Genomic DNA, 20,243 nt, shown 5'->3' on the forward strand with positions numbered 1-20,243 from the left:
GCGGCCAGTTTGGCGAGGGTCTCCCGGAACCTGTCGTCGAGATCTTGCGCGGTGGTCACGTCGGACAGCATTACCGACTCGGCGCCCGCTCGCCCACTCGGACACGATCCGCCCGGGGCGGCTCAGTCCTCCCGCTGCGGGCAGCCGCCGTCGGAGGCCTTCCACACCAGCTCGCGCAGGGTGGCCGGCTCGGTGTGGGTGAGCCCGGCGAGCAGTCGGGAGTCTGACATCACCCGGTCGCCGTGGCCGCGCATCCGCCGGCCGGCCTCGGTGACCACCAGCGTCTTCGGCCGGCGGTCAGAGGGCTGTGCCCGCCCCACGGGTCAGCCCGGCAGGAACGAGAGGCGGACCTGGCGGGTGGGGTTGTCGCCGTTGGTGTCGACCAGGCAGATCGACTGCCAGGTGCCCAGCGCGAGCCGCCCGTCGACCACCGGCAGGGTCGCGTACGGCGGGACGAAGGCGGGCAGAACGTGGTCCCGCCCGTGCCCCCGCGAGCCGTGCCGGTGCTGCCAGCGGTCGTCGGTGGGCAGCAGGTCGTCCAGCGCCCGCAGCAGGTCGTCGTCGGAGCCCGAGCCGGTCTCGATCACCGCCAGGCCGGCGGTGGCGTGCGGCACGAAGACGTGCAGCAGGCCGTCGCCCAGGCCCGAGACGAACCGTTCAGCCTCGGCGGTGATGTCCCGGACGGTCGGCCGGGACCCGGTCTGGACGGTGATCACCTCGGTGCGCATACGGCGCATTCTGCCCGAGACGCGGCGGGCCCGCCGGCAGCCGCCGGGACGGCGGTCAGCAGCTTCCGCCGCCCCCGCTGTCGCCGCCGCCCGACCAGCCGCCCGAGTCCCCGCCCGACCAGCCACCACCGGAGTGGTCACCGCCGGAGTGGTCAGCGCCGCCCGACCAGCCGGAGCCGGAGTCCCCCGGCCCCGAGTCGCCCCACCGGCCGCCGCCCGAGTGGTCGGCGCCGGCACCCAAGCCGTAGGTGCCGGAGCCGTACAGGCCGGCCGGTTCACCCGTGGCGGGGTGGTGGTACCCGCCGCGCCGGCGGCCCGCCCGGTTGAACAGCACCAGGCCCACCGCCAACAGGGCCAGGCCGAGCACCCCGGCCAGGGCCGCGTCGGGCTCGCCGCCGGCGAGCCCGATCAGCGCCAGCAGGAGAATGAGCCCGCCGACCAGTACGAGTGCGCTCGCCACTGCCCGCAGCATCGTCATGTCCCGACGGTAGGGGACGCGGGCAACCCGCCCAACGCGTCGGGCGGGGGGTGATCCCGGGGCGCGGGCCGGACCGTTCCGGCCGGGGCGGGGCCCGGGCTCCGGGTGGAGCGGCCGACCCAAATGTTACCGACGGGTACCTGTGTTCAGCGTCGCGTCTGGGGGAGGCAGGCGTGACGATCACCGCCGGGAGGAGGCAGGATGGCATCTAGAGACCTGTCCCACACACAACCGAGGGAACGCCTGTGGCCACGGAACGCAAGCGCCCGGTGATCACCGCCGGTCTGCCGAGCCAGCTTCCGGATATCGACCCCGAAGAGACCGGCGAATGGGTCGAGTCGCTCGACGGAGTGATCGACGAGCGCGGAACCAAACGCGCCCGGTACGTCATGCTTCGTCTGCTGGAGCGGGCGCGCGAGCGTCAGGTCGGGGTGCCGTCGCTGACCACCACCGACTACATCAACACCATCCCGCCGGAGCACGAGCCGTGGTTCCCGGGTGACGAGCACATCGAGCGGCGGATCCGGGCGTACATCCGGTGGAACGCGGCGATGCTGGTGCACCGCGCGCAGCGCCCCGAGATCGGCGTCGGCGGGCACATCTCCACCTTCGCCAGCTCGGCGTCGCTCTACGAGGTGGGCTTCAACCACTTCTTCCGGGGTAAGGACCACCCGGGCGGTGGCGACCACATCTTCTACCAGGGCCACGCCTCCCCCGGCATGTACGCGCGCGCGTACCTGGAGGGGCGGCTGAGCGAGAACCAGCTCGACGGGTTCCGCCAGGAGCTGTCCCACCCGGGCGGCGGGCTGCCGTCGTACCCGCACCCGCGGCTGATGCCGGACTTCTGGGAGTTCCCGACGGTCTCCATGGGTCTCGGCCCGCTGAACGCGATCTACCAGGCCCGGTTCAACCGGTACCTGCACCACCGGGGCATCAAGGACACCTCGCAGCAGCACGTCTGGGCGTTCCTCGGCGACGGCGAGATGGACGAGGTGGAGTCGCTCGGCGCGATCGGCGTGGCCGCCCGCGAGGAGCTGGACAACCTCACCTTCGTGATCAACTGCAACCTCCAGCGGCTCGACGGGCCGGTCCGGGGCAACGGCAAGATCATGCAGGAGCTGGAGGCGTTCTTCCGGGGCGCCGGCTGGAACGTCATCAAGGTGGTCTGGGGCCGCGAGTGGGACCCGCTGCTCGCCGCCGACACCGACGGCGCGCTGGTCAACCTGATGAACACCACGCCCGACGGCGACTACCAGACCTACAAGGCGGAGTCCGGGGCGTACGTGCGGGAGCACTTCTTCGGCCGCGACCAGCGGACCCGCAAGATGGTCGAGGGGTTCACCGACGACGAGATCTGGAACCTCAAGCGGGGCGGCCACGACTACCGCAAGCTCTACGCGGCCTACAAGGCGGCGACGGAGCACACCGGCCAGCCGACGGTGATCCTGGCCAAGACGATCAAGGGCTGGACGCTCGGCTCGCACTTCGAGGGCCGCAACGCCACCCACCAGATGAAGAAGCTGACGCTGGAGGACCTGAAGCTCTTCCGCGACCGGCTCTACCTGGACATCCCGGACAAGAAGCTGGAGGAGAACCCCTACCTCCCGCCGTACTACCAGCCGGACGAGAAGTCCGACGAGATCGCGTACCTGAAGGAACGGCGGCAGCAGCTCGGCGGTTACCTGCCGTCCCGGCGGACCGCCGGCAAGGCGCTGGCGATCCCGGGCAGCGAGCGGTTCGCCGACGTCAAGCGCGGCTCCGGCAAGCAGAAGGTGGCCACCACGATGGCCTTCGTCCGCCTGCTCAAGGACATCATGAAGGACAAGGAGTTCGGCAAGCGCTGGGTGCCGATCATCCCGGACGAGGCCCGCACCTTCGGCATGGACTCGCTCTTCCCCACAGCGAAGATCTACTCGCCGCACGGCCAGCGGTACACCTCGGTCGACCGGGAGCTGTTCCTGTCGTACAAGGAGTCGACGACCGGGCAGATCCTGCACGAGGGCATCAACGAGGCCGGCTCGGTGGCCTCGTTCACCGCCGCCGGCACCTCGTACGCCACCCACGGCGAGCCGATGATCCCGCTGTACATCTTCTACTCGATGTTCGGCTTCCAGCGCACCGGCGACGGCTTCTGGGCGGCGGCCGACCAGATGGCGCGGGGCTTCGTGCTCGGCGCGACCGCCGGGCGGACCACGCTCAACGGCGAGGGCCTCCAGCACGAGGACGGCCACTCGCTGCTGCTCGCCGCCACGAACCCGGCGGTGGTCGCCTACGACGCGGCGTTCGCGTTCGAGCTGGCGCACATCGTGGAGAACGGCCTGCACCGGATGTACGGGGAGCAGCCGGAGAACATCTTCTACTACCTGACCATCTACAACGAGCCGATCCACCAGCCGGCGGAGCCGGCGGGCGTTGACGTGGAGGGCCTGCTCAAGGGCATCTACCGCTACTCCCCCGCCCCGCAGGTCGACGGCCCGAAGGCCAACATCCTGGCCTCCGGCACCGGCATGCAGTGGGCGCTCAAGGCCCAGCAGTTGCTCGCCCAGGACTGGGGGGTGGCCGCCGACGTCTGGTCGGTGACCTCCTGGGCCGAGCTGCGCCGCGACGCGGTGCAGTGCGAGGAGCACAACCTGCTCAACCCGGGCGCGGAGCAGCGGGTGCCGTACATCCAGCAGAAGCTGGCCGACGCCGACGGGCCGAAGGTCGCGGTCAGCGACTGGATGCGCGCGGTGCCGGACCTGATCGCCCGCTGGGTGCCGGGCGACTACACCTCGCTCGGCACGGACGGTTTCGGCATGTCCGACACCCGGCACGCGCTGCGCCGGCACTTCCACGTCGACGCCGAGTCGGTGGCGGTCGCGACGCTGCGGCAGCTCGCGCTGCGCGGCACGGTGCCGGCCACGGTTCCGGCCGAGGCTGCCAAGAAGTACGCGATCGGCGACGTCAACGCGGCGCCGGTCGGCGAGACCGGCGGCGACAGCTAAGGCAGCGAAAGTGGAAGGGCCCGGGGCGGTGATCACCGCGCCGGGCCCTTCGTCTACCCCACCCCGGACAGGGTGATGGTCCGGCGTCCCTGGCGGGGGCGCCGGACCATCACCATCGCGGGTGACGCCGGGACGGGCCCGGTCAGCCGACGGCGGCCAGATCGGTGAGCCGGGCCAGCGAGTCCTCCAGGTCGGCGCCGACCCGACGCAACCCGAGCCGGAGCAGGGCGGCCTTGACCGGGCCGGCCGGCCAGCGTACGACGATGAGCCGCACGACGGTCCCGCCCTCCTCCTCGTCTCCGGTGAGCTGGACGTAGATCTCGGTCCGGGCCTCGGCCCGGGCCCCGGCGCCCTTGGCGCGCTCCCGCCAGCCGATCAGGTTCGGCTCCTGGTAGGCGATCACCTCGGCCTCGTGCGCCGACCCGCGCCCGGCCTGGACCAGCTGCCGGCGACCGAAGCCCTCCCCCGAGAGCACCTCGGCCGCACGGACCCCCGCCAGCCAGGCCGGCAACTGCTCGGCCCGCTGGACGACTTCCCAGACCGCTTCCACCGGCGCCGCCACGTGCGCACTGCGTTCCACGAGGATCATTTTCGTTCTTTCCCCCACTGAGGACATCCGCGATATTCCGCACTCTATGCATGAAAACGGACTTACTAGGACTTCTTCGGAAAAGACACGCCGAAAACCCTTGCGCGCCGATCGCCGGCCGCCTATGGCGCGATCGACCGTCGGGGGCCTAGAGTCCGAACACGTTTCGCGTTTCGCGGGCGTCCCGTGGGTCGCGCTGCCGGCGTCCCCACGGGCCCGCGAACGCCGTCCGATCTCGACTCGCCTGGAGGGCGCATGACCACCGAGCCGCTGCCCGAGTTCCCGGCCGGATTCCGCTGGGGCGTCGCCACCGCCGCGTACCAGATCGAGGGGGCCACGACGGCCGCCGGACGCGGGCCGTCCATCTGGGACACCTTCGCGCACACCCCCGGGCTGGTCGCCGACAGCAGCACCGGCGACGTCGCCTGCGACCACTGGCACCGCCACGGCGAGGACGTCGCGCTGATGGCCGGGCTCGGCGTGTCGGCGTACCGGTTCTCGGTCGCCTGGCCCCGGGTCCAGCCCGGCGGCACCGGCCCGGCCAACGCCGCCGGCCTGGACTTCTACGACCGGCTCGTCGACGACCTGGCCGCCGCCGGCATCGACCCGGTCGCCACCCTGTACCACTGGGACCTGCCGCAGCCGCTGGAGGACGCGGGCGGCTGGCTGAACCGGGACACCGCCGCCCGGTTCGCGGAGTACGCCGACCTGGTGGCCGCCCGGCTCGGCGACCGGGTGAAGCTGTGGATCACCCTCAACGAGCCGTTCGTGCAGATGAGCCTCGGCTACGGCACCGGCCAGCACGCCCCCGGCCGGACGCTGCTGTTCGGCGCGTTCCCGGTGGCCCACCACCAGCTCCTCGGGCACGGGCTCGCCGTCGCCGCGCTGCGCGCCCGCACCACGAGCCCGGTGGCCATCACCAACAACTACTCGCCCGTGCGGGTGGCTGGCGACACCGACGCCGACCGGGCCGCCGCCGACGCGTACGACGCGCTGCACAACCGGCTGTTCACCGACCCGCTGCTCGGCCTCGGCTACCCCGACGTCCCCGGTGCCGACGTGGGGGCCGTCCGCGACGGCGACCTCGCGGTGATCGCCGCGCCGATCGACGTGCTCGGCGTCAACTACTACAACCCGACCGGCGTACGGGCCGCCGACGCGGACTCGCCGCTGCCGTTCGATCTGGTCGAGCTGGCCGGGTACCCGCGTACCGCGTTCGACTGGCCGGTCGTGCCCGAGGGGCTGCGCGAGCTGCTCACGGGCCTGCGCGACCGGTACGGCGACCGGCTGCCGCCGATCCAGGTCACCGAGAGCGGCTGCGCCTACGACGACGCGCCGGACGCCGACGGCCGGGTCCACGACCCGGAGCGGATCACCTACCTGGACGGGCACCTGCGCGCCGTGCGGGCGGCGATCGACGACGGCGTGGACGTGACCGGGTACTTCGTCTGGTCGCTGCTGGACAACTGGGAGTGGGCGGAGGGCTTCACCAAGCGGTTCGGCCTGGTGCACGTCGACTTCGCCACCGGCGCCCGCACGCCCAAGTCGTCGTACGCCTGGTTCCGCGACGCCGTCACCCGGCCGGCGCGCCCCGCGACACCGAGCGCGGAGTAGGGCCGTGACCACCGTCGACCCGCCGCCGGCCACGCTGCCGGCGGCGCTCGCCGAGCCGATCGCGCCGGTGCGGCGGGGCTGGATCTCGCTGATCTTCGCCGCGAACCTCGGGGTGTGGATGGCCTTCTTCACCCCCATCCAGGTGCTGCTGCCCCAGCAGATCGAGCGGATCGCACCGGGCGACAAGGAGGCCATGTTCGCCGTGGTCACCGGCCTCGGCGCGCTCGCCGCCGTGCTGGCCAACCCGCTCGCCGGGGCGCTGTCGGACCGGACCTGCCTGCGGCTGGGCGGCCGGGAGCTGGGCCGCCGGCACGTCTGGACGGCCGGCGGCGCGGTCCTCGGGGCGCTCGCCCTGCTGCTGCTGGCCCGGCAGAACACGATCGCCGGGGTGGCGGTCGGCTGGGTGGCCGCCCAGGTCTGCTTCAACGCGATGCTGGCCAGCCTCACCGCCGGCCTCCCGGACCGGGTGCCGGTGGCGCAGCGCGGTGGCGTCTCCGGCTGGATCGGCATCCCGCAGTCGCTCGGCCTGGTGCTCGGCGCGGTGCTGGTGACCGCCCTGGTGACCGGCAACGCCGCCGGGTACGCCGCGGTCGCGCTGGCCGTGCTGCTGCTGTCGCTGCCGTTCGCGCTGCTCACCGCCGACGACCCGCTGCCCCGGGAGCACCGCCCGGCGCTGCGGCTGCGCACGCTGCTCGCCTCGATGTGGATCAGCCCGCGCCGGCACCCCGACTTCGCCTGGGCCTGGATCACCCGGTTCCTGGTCCAGCTCGGCAACGCGCTGGGCACCCTGTACCTGCTGTACTTCCTCACCGACGGGGTGCGCCACCCCGATCCCGAGGGCGGGCTGCTGATCCTGATCCTGCTCTACACCCTCGGGATGATCCTCACCGCCGTGGTCGCCGGCCGGCTGTCCGACCGGTCCGGGCGACGGAAGGTCTTCGTGATCACCTCGGGCGTGGTGATGGCGGTGGCCGCGACGCTGCTGGCCGTCGCGCCGGTCTGGTCGATGGCCGTGGTCGCCGCGCTGCTGCTCGGCGCGGGCTACGGCGTCTACCTGTCCGTCGACGCGGCGCTGATCACCGAGGTGCTGCCGACGGCCACCGACCGGGCCAAGGACCTCGGGGTGATCAACATCGCCAACTCCGCGCCGCAGGTGCTCGGCCCGGCGCTGTCCGCCCCGCTCGTGGTGCACCTGGGCGGCTACCCCACCCTGTACGCGGCCACCGCGGTGGTCACCCTGCTCGGCAGCGTCCTGGTGGTCAAGATCCGCTCGGTGGCCTGACCCGCCCGGAGGGGGGCCCGGGCCGCTCGGGGAAGACGCCGAGGAGAGGGCCCGGGCCCCCTCGCGGAAGGCGCCGGCCGGCGGCCGTAGGCTGGGGGACGTGACGGTACGTGTGCGCTTCGCCCCTTCCCCGACCGGTATGTTCCACGTCGGCGGTGCCCGCTCGGCCCTGCAGAACTGGATCTACGCCAAGCAGCAGGGCGGAGTGTTCGTGCTCCGCATCGAGGACACCGACGCGGCCCGCAACAAGCCGGAGTGGACCGAGGGCATCCTCTCGGCGCTGGACTGGATCGGCATCGCCCGGGGCAGCTACGAGGGCCCGCACTTCCAGTCGTCGTACGCCGGGGAGCACCGCGCCGCCGCCCAGCGCCTGTTCGAGGCCGGCCAGGCGTACTACTGCGACTGCACCCGCGACGCCGTGCAGGCCCGCACCGGCTCGCAGTACCAGGGCTACGACGGCTTCTGCCGGGACCGGGGCCTGACGCCGGGCGAGGGCCGGGCGCTGCGCTTCCGGACCCCCGATTCCGGCGAGACCGTGGTGGTCGACCTGATCCGCGGCGAGCCGACCTTCGAGAACAAGCTGATCGAGGACTTCGTCATCGCCCGGGGCGACGGCTCGCCGGTGTTCCTGCTGGCCAACGTCGTCGACGACATGACCATGGGGATCACCCACGTGATCCGGGCCGAGGAGCACCTGCCCAACACCCCGAAGCAGCAGCTCCTCTGGGACGCCCTCGGGGTCACGCCGCCGATCTGGGCGCACGTGCCGGTGGTGGTCAACGAGAAGCGGCAGAAGCTGTCCAAGCGGCGGGACAAGGTCGCCTTGGAGGCGTTCCGGGACGAGGGCTACCTCGCCGCCGCGATGCGCAACTACCTGATGTTGCTGGGCTGGGCGCCGTCCGGCGACCGGGAGATCGTGCCCTGGTCGGTGATCGAGGAGGAGTTCCGGCTGGCGGAGGTCAACCCCTCCCCCGCGTTCTTCGACGAGAAGAAGCTGCGCGCGTTCAACGGCGACTACATCCGGGCGCTGCCGGTGGACGAGTTCGTCGCGGCCTGCCAGCCGTGGCTGACCGGCACCGACACCATCGCCCCGCCGCCGTGGCAGCCGGAGGAGTTCGACGCGGACGCGTTCGCCGCGGTCGCCCCCCTGGCCCAGACCCGGATCGCCGTGCTCAGCGAGATCGTGCCGAACGTCGACTTCCTCTTCCTGGCCTCGCCGCTGATCGACGAGGCCGCCTGGACCAAGGCGATGAAGGAGGGCGCGGCCGAGCTGCTGGACGCGGCGGTGGTCGCGTTCGAGGCGCTGGAGTCGTGGGACGCCGACTCGCTGAAGTCGACGCTGGAGGCGGTCGGCGCGGAGCGCGGCCTCAAGCTCGGCAAGGCTCAGGCACCGGTCCGGGTCGCGGTCACCGGCCGCACCGTGGGCCTGCCGCTGTTCGAGTCGCTGGAGGTCCTCGGCCGCGAGCGCACCCTCACCCGGCTGCGCGCCGCGCGTCTCCGCCTGCCCTGACCTGGCACGCGAAGGGCCCGCCGGTGACCCGGCGGGCCCTTCGCCGTCAGTGCCCGGACTCGCCGGGTCAGGGGCGGGGCGAGCGGCGGCGCAGCAGGAGGCCGGCGGCGAGGGCCGCGAGGACGACGAGCCCACCGAGCGCCCAGAGCCAGCCGGCACCGCCGTCGTCGTCCGAGCGTTCGGCGGCGGCCGGGTCAGCCGCCGGCGGGCTCGTCGCGGCGGCCGGTGACGACGGCACGGCCGTCGGGGTGGCGCTCGCGGTCGGGTCGGTGGCCGGGGACGACGAAGGAGGCTGGGCCGGGGTGCCGGTGGTGAGGGTGAACCGCACCTCGCCCTTGATCGGGTGGCCGTCGCCCGAGGCGACCTGGTACCCGACGACGTAGAGGCCGGCGGCGCCGGGCGCGAACGGGACGCTCACCCGGCTGCCGGAGAAGGTGGGCTCGCCCCCGAGCGCGGCCACGTTGTCCGGACCGGTCAATGTGATCTTCGTCGTACCCGGGTCCGGCTTCGCCAGGAAGCGAAGCTCGATCCGGGCCGGCGCGGCGGCCACCCGTGCGCCGTTCTCCGGGTTGCTGCCGGTCAGCGAATTGTGCGCCGACGCCGGCGCCGCCGGGAGCGCCAGCGACACACCGAGCGACACACCGAGAACCACTACCCAGGTACGTGCCACGCGTGGGAACGTGCCCCCCATGAACCCCTCCGGAAAGGTACTATCCGCCCGCTAATGAACGGCTGACTGGTTAGTCGGCCCAGGATCGCAGATAGTTCCAATTCCCGATCCAGTAGCTGCAACTGATCGACGTTCCGCACAGTCTTAGAGGTGGGCGCCCGCCCTGGGGCATGGTCACCGCCATCGACCGACCAACGCGTGACCCGCAGTGAAGCCATCCAAATCGAAACGGGGCGAGGAGGCGGCGATGGTCCGACAGGTGAGGCGGCTGATCGCGTTGGCCGCAGGGATGCTGCTGGCGGCGGTCCTCACGGGACCGGCCCACGCGGGTGGCCCGGCGCGGACCGCCGGCCCGGCGCGCGTCGCGGTGCCGGCCGCCCCGAAACCGCAGCCCGCCGGTGTGGACATCACCGGTGACCGGCTCGCCGAGCCGCTGCGGCTGCGGGCCGCCACCCACCCCGCCGCGGTGGTCGCGGTCATCGACCAGGTGAGCTGGCTGGGTCGCACCGGCTCGCCCTCCGGCCCGGCCGCGAAGGACCTCGGCCCGAAGTACACGGTGGTGGTGTTCGCCGGGGAGATCGCCACCCAGACGTACGACCTTTACCCGCTGGCCAAGGGCGGCCCACGGGTGTATCGGCCGGCGAAGCAGCCGGGCCCGTCCCCGAAGGCCAAGGCCGGCTGGTTCCTCGGCCGGCTGAACATGTCGGAGGCCCTGCGCACGGCCGGGGTGCCGCTGGAGCAGCAGTTCGACACGGTCGGCGGCGGCGGCGGCGGCGAGCGGGTGCTCCCGGACGAGTCGCTGAACCCGGGCCAGGACCTCGACGAGGCCCTCGGCGAGTTGCAGCGGCTACTGCTGCTCAACGTCGGGGTGATGCTGGTGATCACCCTCGGGCTGGCCGGGATCGCGCTGCTGATCCGCCGCCGCACCCGCTGAGCCACGCCCGCCGAGCAGGCTGAGCCGCCCCGGCCGGGCGGTCGGCGGGTCAGATCTCCAGGACCACCTTGCCCCGGACGTGCCCCTGCTCGACCAGGCGCTGCGCCTCGGCCGCCTGGTCCAGCGGGAACGTCCGTGCCACGTGGACGGCGAGCCGGCCGGCGTCGACCAGCCCGGCCAGGACGCTCAGGTCCGCCGTGGACGGCCTGACGAACAGGTAGCTGCCGCCGAGGCGGGTGACGTGTTCCGGGTCGGCGGTGGAGACTAGCCGGGCGGGACGGGTCAGCAGCTCGGCAGAGACGTCCAGCGTCGCCCCGCCGAACAGGTCCAGGGCCACGTCCACCCCGTCGGGCGCGACCGCGCGGACCCGGTCGAGCAGCCCGTCGCCGTAGCTGACCGGCTCCGCGCCGAGCGACCGGACGAAGTCGTGGTTGGCCTCGCCCGCCGTGCCGATCACCTTGCCGGCGCCGAGCGCCCGGGCGATCTGGACGGCGAGGTGCCCGACCCCGCCGGCCGCGCCGTGCACCAGCACGGTGTCCCCCGCCCCGGTGCGGGTGAGCTGGAGCGCCTGGTACGCGGCGAGCCCGGCCAGCGGCAACCCGGCCGCCTCCGCCCAGGACGCGCGGAGCGGCTTGTCTGCCACCGTCCGCTCCGGGGCGGGCACCAGCTCCGCGTACGTGCCGTACTGGAGGTCGTCGCGGCGGACGTACCCGATCACCTCGTCGCCCACGGCGAACCCGGCCACCGCCGGGCCCACCGCGGCCACCACGCCGGCCGCGTCCCAGCCGGGCACCAGCGGGAAGTGGGCGGGGATGGCCCCGTCGAGGTGCCCCTCGCGGATCTTCCAGTCGACCGGGTTGACGCCGGCCGCGCGCACCCGCACCAGCACCGTGTCCGGCCCGACCGGCGGGTCGGGCAGCTCCCGCACGGCGAGCCGGTCGGCGGGGCCGTACGCGTCGATCGCGATCGCCTTCACCCTGCTCACGCTAGCCGCTGCGGGGTCGCCGCGGGGCGGCACGGGTGGCGGAGCCGGTCCACGGGGCGGGCCGGCGGCGGGCCGTCAGGCCGCTGTCAGCACCAGCGGCGCGGCGGGCGCTCCTGGCGGACCGCCCGGTGCCGGGGGCGGACCGGGCCGTGCCGGTGCGCGCCGGCCCAGCCGGGCAGGTCGCTGCGGCAGGCCGCCGCCCGGCCCAGCTCGTCGGCGGGCGGCTCGGGGGTGCGCTGGCGGGGCACCGCCGCGTCGTCCTCGCCCCGCTCGGCGGCCCGGCCGGAGGTCGGCTCGACGGGGTGGACCGGGCCGGTGAGCCGGCGGTGGTGCTCGGCCGTCTGCTGGGGGTCGTGGTGGCCCGGCCGGCGGGTCTCCCCCTGGGCGCAGCCGTACTCGGCCTCCCCGTGCGCCATCCCCGGTCTCCTCAAGCTCGCCGTCGCGCCTGGCCGGTGGTGGCCCGCGTGCCCTGTCACCGTACTGGGGCGGGCCGACGCGTCGTGCGGCGCGTACCCCACCTCAGCGCTTGGGGCGACGCGGGAAGATCGTCTCCCAGACCGGGAAGGCGACCAGCCAGATCGCGATGACGAGGGTGAGGTTCTGGATCCAGTTCCACAGCTCACGGGTGCGTTCGGCGTCGTCCACGTAGAGGATCGCGGCGCCGAGCAGCGCACAGGCGACGGCCCAGCCCAGCAGTCCCTTGCCCCACTCCCGCCACTCGTGCCGGGTGCGCGCCCAGCCGTGCCGGGGCGGCCGGACCGGGGGCGGTCCGCCGGCGAACCGGTGGGCGAAACGCTGGTCGGCCCAGCGGACCATCGAGTGTCCGAAGGCCACCGAGAAGCCCAGGTAGGCGGCGGCCACGCCGTGGGTGACGTCCGCGGTGGCGCCGCGCCGCAGGTCCAGCGCGGTCGCCGCGAGCAGCACCAGGTCGACGAGGGGTACGCAGACCAGCAGCGCCGCGCCGAGGCGCGGTCTCCGCAGCGGGTACCGGGCCACCAGCCCCGCCGCGAGCACCACCCAGAACCCGATCTCGCACCCGATGATGACCGCGACCAGCACGCCGACCTCCCCGTTCGTCGGAGTCCAGCATGCCGCCCGCCGCGGACCCCGACGTCGGCGCGGACGGTGAGATCCGGGTCCGCCGAAGGATGGACCCGGTCAGGCGCGCAGGCTGCTGGCCGAGCACGGCGACGACCGGGGGGTCCGCCTGGTCGCCGCCCGCGCGTACGTCGGCTCGGCGCAGCTCGGCCGGGCCCGGCGGTGCTGGAGCGGCTGGTGGCCGAGCAGCCCGGCGACTCGTACGCCCGGCTGCTGCTCGGCCGGGTGCTGCGCCGGCAGGGGCATCCCGCCGAGGCCGCCGGGCACCTGCGCCTGGCCGCCGTCATGACCCCGGTGTACGGCTGAGCCGTACCTCCTTCGGCGGACCGCGGCCTCGTGCCGTGGGCGGAGCCGGCGCGGCTGGGGGTGTGGTGGGATCGGGCCATGCGACCGCCACCCTGGCTCGGCTCCGGGACCCCCGGCCGGGACCTGGTGCTGGCCGGCGCCTCCCTGACGGGCGGGCTGGCGCTGCTCAGCCTCGGCTCGCACCTGGCGATCACCCCGCGCACCGACGTGCCGACGGCGGCCTTCCTGCCGTCGCTGCTGGCCGTGTCGGTGGCGGTCGGCCTGCGCCGGGTGGCCACCCGGACCGGCCTGGCCCTCGGCACGGCGGCACTGGTCGTCGACGTCGCCCTCGGCACCACCCTCGGCACCGCGCTGATCTACACCCAGGTGCTCTACGACTCCTGCCTGTACGGCCCGCCCCGGCTGTGGCGGTGGCTGTTGCGGGTCGCCGTGGCACTCAGCCTGCTCGCCGCCGGCGCCGGGACGCTGCTGGCCGGTAACTGGCGTGGGGTGGCGCTCGTCGTGCCGGTGGTGCTGGTCGCGGTCCTGCCGGTGCTGTCGGGGATCAGCGTGCGGCAGTACCGGGACCAGGCCGCGGCCGAGCGGGCCCGGGCCGAGCAGACCGCCCGGCTCGCCGAGCTGGACCAGCGGGAGGCGGTCCGTGCCGAACGGTCCCGGATGGCCCGGGAGCTGCACGACGTGGTGGCCAATCACCTCAGCGCAGTGGCCATCCACGCCACCGCCGTGCTCTCCGTGCCAGGGCTGGACCGGGCGCAGGTGACCTCGGCGCTGCGGGTGATTCGGGAAAGCAGCGTGCAGGGCATGGCGGAGATGCGCCAGCTCGTCGGGCTGCTGCGGGAGCCGACGCCGGGGGCGGCGGACCCGGCCGAGGACGCGACCCGGGTCCGCCTCGACGAGCTGGACCTACTGGTGGACCGGATGCGGGCCGCCGGGCTGACGGTGCGGGCCGAGGTGGCCGGTGGGCCGCGTCCGCTGCCGGTAGGGGTGGACCTGGCGGCGTACCGGATCGTGCAGGAGTCGTTGACCAACGCGCTGAAGCACGGCGCGGGCGAGGTGGAGCTGATCGTGACGTACCGGCCGGCGGAGGTGGTGGTGACCGTGGCGAACCCGGTCCGAGCGGGCGGCGGGGGGCTGATCGGGGCGGGTGCCGGCCTGATCGGGATGCGCGAGCGCGCGGTGCTGCTGGGCGGCGAGTTCGCCGCCGGCCCGGCCGACGAGGGCTGGCGGGTCCGGGCGGCGCTGCCCACCGGGGAGCCGGCGTGAGCGGCCCGGGCGCCACCGGCACCGGCCGGCGGGACGACGGAGCGGACGGCCCGGTGCGGGTGGTCCTCGCCGACGACCAGGCGGCGGTGCGGGCCGGGCTGGCGTTGATCCTGGCCGGCACGCCGGGGATCGCGTTGGTCGGCGAGGCCGCCGACGGGGAGGAGGCGGTGCGACTCTGCGCCGAACTGCGCCCCGACGTCGCCGTGCTGGATGTGCGGATGCCCCGCCTGGACGGCATCTCCGCCACCCGGGAGATCGTCGCCGGCCGGCTCGCCGACGTGCTGGTGCTGACCACCTTCGACCTCGACGAGTACGTGTTCGGCGCGCTGCGGGCCGGGGCGGCCGGCTTCCTGCTCAAGGACACCGACGCGGACACCCTGGTCGCCGCCGTCCGGACGGTGGCCCGGGGCGAGGGATTCATCGCCCCGGCGGTGACCCGGCGGCTGATCAGCGCGTTCGCGGCCACCGCGCCGGGGGCGCCGGCCGCCGTCCGGGATGCGGTGGCCGGCCTGACCGCCCGGGAGCGGGACGTGCTGGCCTGCCTCGGGCTGGGCCTGTCCAACCAGCAGCTCGCCGCCCGGCTGGCGATGGCGGAGAGCACCGCGAAGACCCACGTCAGCCGGATCCTGGCCAAGCTCGACCTGCGCAGCCGCGTCCAGGCCGCGATCCTGGCGCAGGAGCTGGCCCTGCCGGCCCCGCCCGGCGGGGCACCGTCGGCCCCGCCGCCGAGGGGGTGAGCGCCCGCGTCACCGGTGCCGTTGACCGGGGCCCCTCGCTTTCTGGAAGGCTGGGGGGGTGAGCGAGCCGGGCGGGATCGAACTGTCGGCCACGCTGCGCCGGATCGAGCGGGCGGCGGGGGCGCTGGCCACCGCCAGCGTGGCCCGGATGGACGAGACGCTGCCCTGGTTCCGGGCGCTCCCGGCCGACCAGCGCTCCTGGGTGATGCTGGTGGCCCAGGCCGGCGCCCGGTCGCTGGTGCAGTGGCTGCGCGAGGGCGGCGGCTCTGCCGACAGCACCCAGGAGGTCTCCGACGAGGTCTTCGCCACCGCGCCGCAGGCGCTGGCCCGCTCGATCAGCCTCCAGCAGACGGTGGCGTTGGTCAAGGTGACCATCGAGGTGGTCGAGGAGCAGGTCGGCACCCTGGCCGCCGAGGGCGAGGAGCAGCGGCTGCGGGAGGCGGTGCTGCGGTTCTCCCGGGAGATCGCCTTCTCCGCCGCCCGGGCGTACGCGCGGGCCGCCGAGTCGCGCGGCTCCTGGGACGCCCGGTTGCAGGCCCTGCTGGTGGACGCCCTGCTGCGCGGGGACTCCCCGGACGTGCTGGCCAGCCGCGCCGCCGCGCTGGGCTGGTCGGATGCCCCGCCGGTCGCGGTCGCGGTGGGCCGTTCCCCCGGCGGCGAGGTGGCCGCCGTGCTGCACACCGCGTACCGGCTGGCCCGGCGGATCGGGGTGGAGATGATCGGCGGGGTGCACGGCGACCGGCTGGTGATCGTGCTCGGCGGGGCGGCCGACCCGCTCGGCGCCGCCGGGAAGCTGCTGCCCGCCTTCGGCGACGGCCCGGTGGTGGTGGGCCCGGCGGTGCCGAGCCTGGACGAGGCCACGGACTCGGCCCGCGCCGCGCTGGCCGGGTTCCGGGCGGCCCCGGCCTGGCCGACCGCGCCGCGCCCGGTGCCGGCGGCCGACCTGCTGCCCGAGCGGGCCCTGGCCGGCGACGCCGAGGCCCGCCGCCGGCTGCGCCACGACGTGTACGCGCCGCTGGCCCGCGCCAGCGGCGAGCTGCTGGAGACCATGGACGCGTTCTTCGCCGCCGGCGGGACGCTGGAGAGCGCCGCCCGGGCGCTGTTCGTGCACCCGAACACGGTGCGTTACCGGCTGCGCCGGATCGCCGAGGTGACCGGGTTCTCGCCGCTGCTCCCCCGGGACGCGTTCGCCCTCCAGGTGGCCCTGACCGTGGGCCGGCTCGACCCGGTGGTGCCCCCGGCAGCGAATCAGCCGATAAGCGGCACAAGCCGCCAAAAGGCCCCATAAATACGATCACCGCCACCGATTTCTGTTGGGTTCCTCCAAAGGTTCTAGTGTGGTTTGGTGTCGGTCGGTAGCACCGTGACCGGCGGGTATCCGGAAGAGTCATATCCGTGCTCGCCGTACTCTCACCCGGACAGGGTTCCCAGAAACCCGGCTTCCTGACACCCTGGCTCGACCTGACCGGCGCCGAGGCACGGCTGCGGTGGTGGTCGGCGCTGGCCGGCGTCGACCTGGTCCGCCTCGGCACGGCGGCCGACGCCGACGAGATCAAGGACACGGCCCGCACCCAGCCGCTGCTGGTCGCCGCGGCGCTGCTCGCGGCCGAGCACCTGCCGATGCACGACGTCGCACTCACGGTCGGGCACAGCGTCGGCGAGCTGGGCGCGGCGGCGCTCGCCGGGGTCTTCCCCGCCGAGACCGCGATCACCCTCGCCGGGGTGCGTGGCCGGGAGATGGCCGCGGCGTGCGCGCTGGAGCCGACAGGCATGGTCGCGGTGCTGGGCGGGAACACTGAGGAGGTGCTCGCCGCCCTCGACAGCCACGGGCTGGAGCCGGCCAACCGCAACGGCGCCGGCCAGATCGTCGCCGCCGGCTCGCTCTCCGCGCTCGACAAGCTCGCCGCCGAGCCGCCCGCGAAGGCCCGGGTGGTCCGGCTGAAGGTGGCCGGCGCGTTCCACACCCCGTACATGGCCCCGGCGGAGGCCGCTCTGGGTGCGGTGGCCGCCGGGATCACCCCGGCCGACCCGGCCCGGATCCTGCTGTCCGACCTCGACGGCGCTGCGGTCAGCCACGGCCGGGAGATGGTGCAGCGGCTGGTCCGCCAGGTCACCTCACCGGTGCGCTGGGACCTGTGCATGCGCACCCTCGCCGACCTCGGCGTCACCGGGGTGATCGAGCTGCCGCCGGCCGGCACCCTCGCCGGCCTGATCAAGCGGGAGCTCAAGGAGTCGGGCGTGCCCGAGATCGTCACCCTGAACACGCCGGACGACCTGCCCGCCGCGCGGGACCTGATCGCCCGGCACGGGATGGCCCCGAGCCACGAGCCGGCCATGCGGTTCCGGGTCGTCGTGTCCCCCTCGGTGGGCACCTTCGCGCCGGCCGAGGGGCTGGCCGAGGGCGAGGCCCTGAAGGTCGGCCAGGTGATCGGGCACGTCGCCACCCGGCAGGGCCAGGTCGAGGTGACCGCGCACGACAGCGGCCCGCTCACCGAGTGGCTCGCCCACCACAACGACCCGGTCGCGCCGGGCCAACCGCTCGCCCGAATCGGGGGTCAACACTGATGACTGGCAGCCGGATTCTCGCGCTGGGGCACTACCAGCCGTCCCGGATCGTCACCAACGACGACCTCGCCCAGTTCGTCGAGACCAACGACGAGTGGATCCGGGACCGGGTCGGCATCGCCAGCCGACGGATCGCCGGCGACGAGACGGTGGCCGACATGGCGGCGGCCGCCGCCGACAAGGCGCTGGCCAACTCCGGGCTCACCGCCGCCGACATCGACCTCGTCGTGGTGGCGACCTGCACCTCGATCGACCGCAGCCCGAACGTGGCCTGCCGGGTCGCCGCGAAGCTCGGCATCACCGCGCCGGGCGCGTTCGACCTCAACACCGCGTGCTCGGGCTTCGCCTACGCGCTGGGCACCGTCGACCACGCGATCCGGGCCGGGGCGTCGCGTAACGCGATCGTCATCGGGGCGGAGAAGCTGTCCGACTTCACCGACTGGACCGACCGCTCCACCTGCATCATCTTCGCCGACGGCGCCGGCGCCGCGGTGGTCACCGCCACGGCCGAGGGCGAGCCGGCCGGGGTGGGCCCGGTGGTCTGGGGCTCGGTCCCGGACAAGGGCGACGCGGTACGCATCGAGGGCTGGCGGCCGTACGTCAAGCAGGAGGGGCAGACGGTGTTCCGCTGGGCCACCACCGAGCTGGCCCCCCTGGCACTAAAGGCCTGCGAGCGGGCCGGGGTCGCCCCGTCGGAGCTGGCCGCGTTCGTGCCGCACCAGGCCAACACCCGGATCATCGACGGCATCGCCAAGCGGCTCGGCATCCCCAACGCGATCATCGCGAAGGACCTCATCGAGTCGGGCAACACCTCGGCGGCGAGCGTGCCGCTGGCGCTGTCCAAGCTCGTCGAGCGGCGGGAGGTGCCCTCCGGCGCCCCGGTCCTGCTCTTCGGCTTCGGCGGAGGCCTGACCTACGCCGGTCAGGTCATCCGCTGCCCCTGACGTCCGGCCCCTCCCGGGGCCGTTCGCACGCCGCCCGGCACGCGTCGCGCGGCGAGTCCAACCATTGAGAGGAACGCACCAACCATGACCCGTGACGAGATCACCGCCGGCCTCGCCGAGATCCTCGAAGAGGTTGCCGGGGTGAACCCGGACGACGTGGCCGAGGGCAAGTCCTTCACCGACGACCTCGACGTCGACTCGCTCTCCATGGTGGAGGTCGTGGTCGCCGCCGAGGAGAAGTTCGGCGTCAAGATCCCCGACAACGAGGTGCAGAACCTGAAGACCGTAGGCGACGCCGTCAGCTTCATCGAGGCGCAGGCCTGATCATGAGTCGCTCCGACGTCGTCGTCACCGGAATCGGCGCGACCACTCCGCTGGGCGGGGACGTCGCGTCGACCTGGGACGCCATGCTCGCCGGCCGCTCCGGGGTGGGTCCGCTCACCCAGGAGTGGGCCGCGCAGTTGCCGGTCCGGATCGCCGCGCAGCTCGCCGTCGACCCGTCCGAGGTGCTGGACCGGGTCAAGCTGCGCCGGCTCGACCGCTCCGAGGCGATCGCCATCATCGCGGCGCGGCAGGCCTGGGCGGACGCGGGCCTGGCCGACTCCGGGTTGGACCCGGAGCGGCTGGCGGTCAGCGTCGGCTCCGGCATCGGCGGGGCCACCACCCTGCTCGCCCAGGACGACATCCTGGAGGCGTCCGGCCCTCGGCGGGTCTCCCCGCACACCATCCCGATGCTGATGCCCAACGGTCCCGCCGCCTGGGTGGGGCTGGAGCTGGGCGCGAAGGCCGGCGTACACACGGTGGCCAGCGCCTGCGCCACCGGCGCGGAGGCGATCGCGCTCGGGCTGGACATCATCCGCTCGGGCCGGGCCGACGTGGTGGTGGCCGGCGGCACCGAGGCCGTCATCCACCCGCTGCCGATCGCCGGGTTCGCCTCGATGCGGGCGATGTCCACCCGCAACGACGAGCCCGAGCGGGCCTCCCGACCGTGGGACACCGGCCGGGACGGCTTCGTGCTCGGCGAGGGCGCGGGCGTGCTGGTCCTGGAGCGGGCCGAGCACGCCGCAGCCCGGGGCGCCCGGGTGTACGCGCGGCTGGCCGGCGCCGGGATCACCTCCGACGCGTACGACATCGTGCAGCCGCACGCGGAGGGCGAGGGCGCGATCCGGGCGATCAAGAAGGCGGTCGAGGACGCCGGCATCGCGAAGACCGACGTCGTGCATGTCAACGCGCACGCCACCTCGACCCCGGTCGGCGACATGCTGGAGATCGGGGCGCTTCGCGCCGCGCTCGGCGACCATCCGGTGATCACCGCCACCAAGTCGATGACCGGCCACCTGCTCGGTGCGGCCGGCGCGTTGGAGTCGATCGCCACCATCCTGGCCATCCGCGACAGTGTCATCCCCCCGACGATCAACCTGGACGACCCGGAAGCCGGCATCGATCTGGACGTGGTCGCCCACAAGGCACGTCACATGGAGGTCCCCGCCGCGCTGAACAACGCGTTCGGCTTCGGCGGGCACAACGTGGCTCTCGTCTTCACCCGGCCCTGAGAC

The 20,243-nt window shown here is 74.0% G+C and carries 21 protein-coding genes; 13 read left to right on the forward strand and 8 right to left on the reverse strand.

All coding sequences use genetic code 11. The annotated features are described in order from the left end of the window. Positions 1-122 precede the first annotated feature (122 nt). Genes OG617_RS05925 through OG617_RS05935 form a run of 3 tightly spaced genes read right to left on the reverse strand, consistent with a single transcriptional unit; the run spans position 123 to position 1,206 of the window. Complete coding sequence (locus tag OG617_RS05925; RefSeq protein ID WP_405099391.1) at positions 123-278, reverse strand: hypothetical protein; 156 nt, start codon at positions 276-278, stop codon at positions 123-125. A 45-nt stretch (positions 279-323) separates the two neighbouring features. Beyond that, positions 324-728 carry a secondary thiamine-phosphate synthase enzyme YjbQ gene (locus OG617_RS05930; RefSeq protein ID WP_405099393.1) on the reverse strand — a complete coding sequence of 135 codons (405 nt, stop codon included), beginning with the start codon at positions 726-728 and terminating at the stop codon, positions 324-326. A 55-nt stretch (positions 729-783) separates the two neighbouring features. After that, on the reverse strand, positions 784-1,206 hold the full coding sequence (locus OG617_RS05935) for a hypothetical protein (protein ID WP_405099395.1): 423 nt from the start codon (positions 1,204-1,206) through the stop codon (positions 784-786). A gap of 245 nt (positions 1,207-1,451) precedes the next feature. Here OG617_RS05935 and aceE point away from each other — a divergent pair, with 245 nt between their 5' ends. Next, on the forward strand, positions 1,452-4,190 hold the full coding sequence (gene aceE / locus OG617_RS05940; protein ID WP_405099397.1) for a pyruvate dehydrogenase (acetyl-transferring), homodimeric type: 2,739 nt from the start codon (positions 1,452-1,454) through the stop codon (positions 4,188-4,190). Positions 4,191-4,332: 142 nt separating this feature from the next. Here the strand turns inward: aceE and OG617_RS05945 are convergent, their stop codons facing one another. Then, positions 4,333-4,779 carry an SRPBCC domain-containing protein gene (locus tag OG617_RS05945; protein ID WP_117673365.1) on the reverse strand — a complete coding sequence of 149 codons (447 nt, stop codon included), beginning with the start codon at positions 4,777-4,779 and terminating at the stop codon, positions 4,333-4,335. A 255-nt stretch (positions 4,780-5,034) separates the two neighbouring features. On the opposite strand from OG617_RS05945, the gene OG617_RS05950 reads away from it, so the two are divergent. The 3 genes from OG617_RS05950 (at position 5,035) to gltX (ending at position 9,185) form a co-directional block, all read left to right on the forward strand. Beyond that, positions 5,035-6,393, forward strand: coding sequence for a GH1 family beta-glucosidase (locus tag OG617_RS05950; protein ID WP_405099399.1), 1,359 nt, complete (start codon positions 5,035-5,037; stop codon positions 6,391-6,393). A gap of 4 nt (positions 6,394-6,397) precedes the next feature. Next, positions 6,398-7,675 (forward strand): MFS transporter, encoded by a 1,278-nt coding sequence (locus tag OG617_RS05955; RefSeq protein ID WP_405099401.1) that lies wholly within the window; start codon positions 6,398-6,400, stop codon positions 7,673-7,675. A gap of 100 nt (positions 7,676-7,775) precedes the next feature. Continuing rightward, positions 7,776-9,185: a glutamate--tRNA ligase gene (gene gltX, locus OG617_RS05960; protein WP_405099403.1), complete on the forward strand. Its 1,410-nt coding sequence runs from the start codon at positions 7,776-7,778 to the stop codon at positions 9,183-9,185. A gap of 67 nt (positions 9,186-9,252) precedes the next feature. On the opposite strand, the gene OG617_RS05965 is transcribed toward gltX, so the two are convergent. Then, the gene (locus OG617_RS05965; protein WP_405099405.1) at positions 9,253-9,855 is read right to left on the reverse strand and encodes a copper resistance CopC family protein; all 603 of its coding nucleotides are present in this window, start codon (positions 9,853-9,855) and stop codon (positions 9,253-9,255) included. Between the two features lie 247 nt (positions 9,856-10,102). On the opposite strand from OG617_RS05965, the gene OG617_RS05970 reads away from it, so the two are divergent. Then, the gene (locus OG617_RS05970; protein ID WP_405099407.1) at positions 10,103-10,789 is read left to right on the forward strand and encodes a hypothetical protein; all 687 of its coding nucleotides are present in this window, start codon (positions 10,103-10,105) and stop codon (positions 10,787-10,789) included. 49 nt (positions 10,790-10,838) lie between these two features. Here OG617_RS05970 and OG617_RS05975 read toward each other — a convergent pair whose 3' ends face one another. From OG617_RS05975 to OG617_RS05985, 3 genes are all read right to left on the reverse strand, one after another. Beyond that, on the reverse strand, positions 10,839-11,765 hold the full coding sequence (locus tag OG617_RS05975; RefSeq protein ID WP_405099409.1) for an NADP-dependent oxidoreductase: 927 nt from the start codon (positions 11,763-11,765) through the stop codon (positions 10,839-10,841). A gap of 95 nt (positions 11,766-11,860) precedes the next feature. Continuing rightward, positions 11,861-12,190, reverse strand: a complete 330-nt coding sequence (locus OG617_RS05980) for a hypothetical protein (RefSeq protein ID WP_405099411.1) — start codon at positions 12,188-12,190, stop codon at positions 11,861-11,863. Between the two features lie 103 nt (positions 12,191-12,293). Beyond that, the gene (locus tag OG617_RS05985; protein ID WP_405099413.1) at positions 12,294-12,833 is read right to left on the reverse strand and encodes a hypothetical protein; all 540 of its coding nucleotides are present in this window, start codon (positions 12,831-12,833) and stop codon (positions 12,294-12,296) included. 216 nt (positions 12,834-13,049) lie between these two features. Here OG617_RS05985 and OG617_RS05990 point away from each other — a divergent pair, with 216 nt between their 5' ends. From OG617_RS05990 to fabF, 8 genes are all read left to right on the forward strand, one after another. After that, positions 13,050-13,178 (forward strand): hypothetical protein, encoded by a 129-nt coding sequence (locus OG617_RS05990; protein WP_405099415.1) that lies wholly within the window; start codon positions 13,050-13,052, stop codon positions 13,176-13,178. Positions 13,179-13,256: 78 nt separating this feature from the next. Continuing rightward, complete coding sequence (locus OG617_RS05995; RefSeq protein WP_405099417.1) at positions 13,257-14,441, forward strand: sensor histidine kinase; 1,185 nt, start codon at positions 13,257-13,259, stop codon at positions 14,439-14,441. Continuing rightward, positions 14,438-15,178: a response regulator gene (locus OG617_RS06000; RefSeq protein WP_405099419.1), complete on the forward strand. Its 741-nt coding sequence runs from the start codon at positions 14,438-14,440 to the stop codon at positions 15,176-15,178. The genes OG617_RS05995 and OG617_RS06000 overlap by 4 nt, the downstream gene beginning before the upstream one ends. A gap of 58 nt (positions 15,179-15,236) precedes the next feature. Continuing rightward, positions 15,237-16,466, forward strand: a complete 1,230-nt coding sequence (locus OG617_RS06005) for a PucR family transcriptional regulator (protein WP_405099421.1) — start codon at positions 15,237-15,239, stop codon at positions 16,464-16,466. 107 nt (positions 16,467-16,573) lie between these two features. Then, entirely contained in the window at positions 16,574-17,743 is a 1,170-nt protein-coding gene (locus OG617_RS06010; protein ID WP_405099423.1) for an acyltransferase domain-containing protein, read from the forward strand. Next, on the forward strand, positions 17,743-18,687 hold the full coding sequence (locus OG617_RS06015) for a beta-ketoacyl-ACP synthase III (RefSeq protein ID WP_396681649.1): 945 nt from the start codon (positions 17,743-17,745) through the stop codon (positions 18,685-18,687). The genes OG617_RS06010 and OG617_RS06015 overlap by 1 nt, the downstream gene beginning before the upstream one ends. Positions 18,688-18,771: 84 nt before the next feature. Then, positions 18,772-19,011 carry an acyl carrier protein gene (locus OG617_RS06020; RefSeq protein WP_117673394.1) on the forward strand — a complete coding sequence of 80 codons (240 nt, stop codon included), beginning with the start codon at positions 18,772-18,774 and terminating at the stop codon, positions 19,009-19,011. Between the two features lie 2 nt (positions 19,012-19,013). Next, a complete protein-coding gene (gene fabF, locus OG617_RS06025; RefSeq protein ID WP_405099426.1) occupies positions 19,014-20,240 on the forward strand; it encodes a beta-ketoacyl-ACP synthase II in 1,227 nt (408 codons plus the stop codon). The last annotated feature ends 3 nt before the right edge of the window (positions 20,241-20,243 follow it).

It is taken from the genome of Micromonospora sp. NBC_01412 (assembly GCF_045040215.1).
Lineage (GTDB): Bacteria > Actinomycetota > Actinomycetes > Mycobacteriales > Micromonosporaceae > Micromonospora > Micromonospora rubida.

Bases quoted from the DNA above. Each gene is read 5' to 3' on its own strand.
- OG617_RS05970 (WP_405099407.1), top strand. From the start codon at position 10,103: ATGGTCCGACAGGTGAGGCGGCTGATCGCGTTGGCCGCAGGGATGCTG.
- OG617_RS05930 (WP_405099393.1), bottom strand. From the start codon at position 728: ATGCGCACCGAGGTGATCACCGTCCAGACCGGGTCCCGGCCGACCGTC.
- OG617_RS05980 (WP_405099411.1), bottom strand. From the start codon at position 12,190: ATGGCGCACGGGGAGGCCGAGTACGGCTGCGCCCAGGGGGAGACCCGC.
- OG617_RS06015 (WP_396681649.1), top strand. From the start codon at position 17,743: ATGACTGGCAGCCGGATTCTCGCGCTGGGGCACTACCAGCCGTCCCGG.
- OG617_RS05945 (WP_117673365.1), bottom strand. From the start codon at position 4,779: ATGATCCTCGTGGAACGCAGTGCGCACGTGGCGGCGCCGGTGGAAGCG.
- OG617_RS05935 (WP_405099395.1), bottom strand. From the start codon at position 1,206: ATGACGATGCTGCGGGCAGTGGCGAGCGCACTCGTACTGGTCGGCGGG.
- OG617_RS05950 (WP_405099399.1), top strand. From the start codon at position 5,035: ATGACCACCGAGCCGCTGCCCGAGTTCCCGGCCGGATTCCGCTGGGGC.
- OG617_RS06020 (WP_117673394.1), top strand. From the start codon at position 18,772: ATGACCCGTGACGAGATCACCGCCGGCCTCGCCGAGATCCTCGAAGAG.
- fabF (WP_405099426.1), top strand. From the start codon at position 19,014: ATGAGTCGCTCCGACGTCGTCGTCACCGGAATCGGCGCGACCACTCCG.
- OG617_RS05995 (WP_405099417.1), top strand. From the start codon at position 13,257: ATGCGACCGCCACCCTGGCTCGGCTCCGGGACCCCCGGCCGGGACCTG.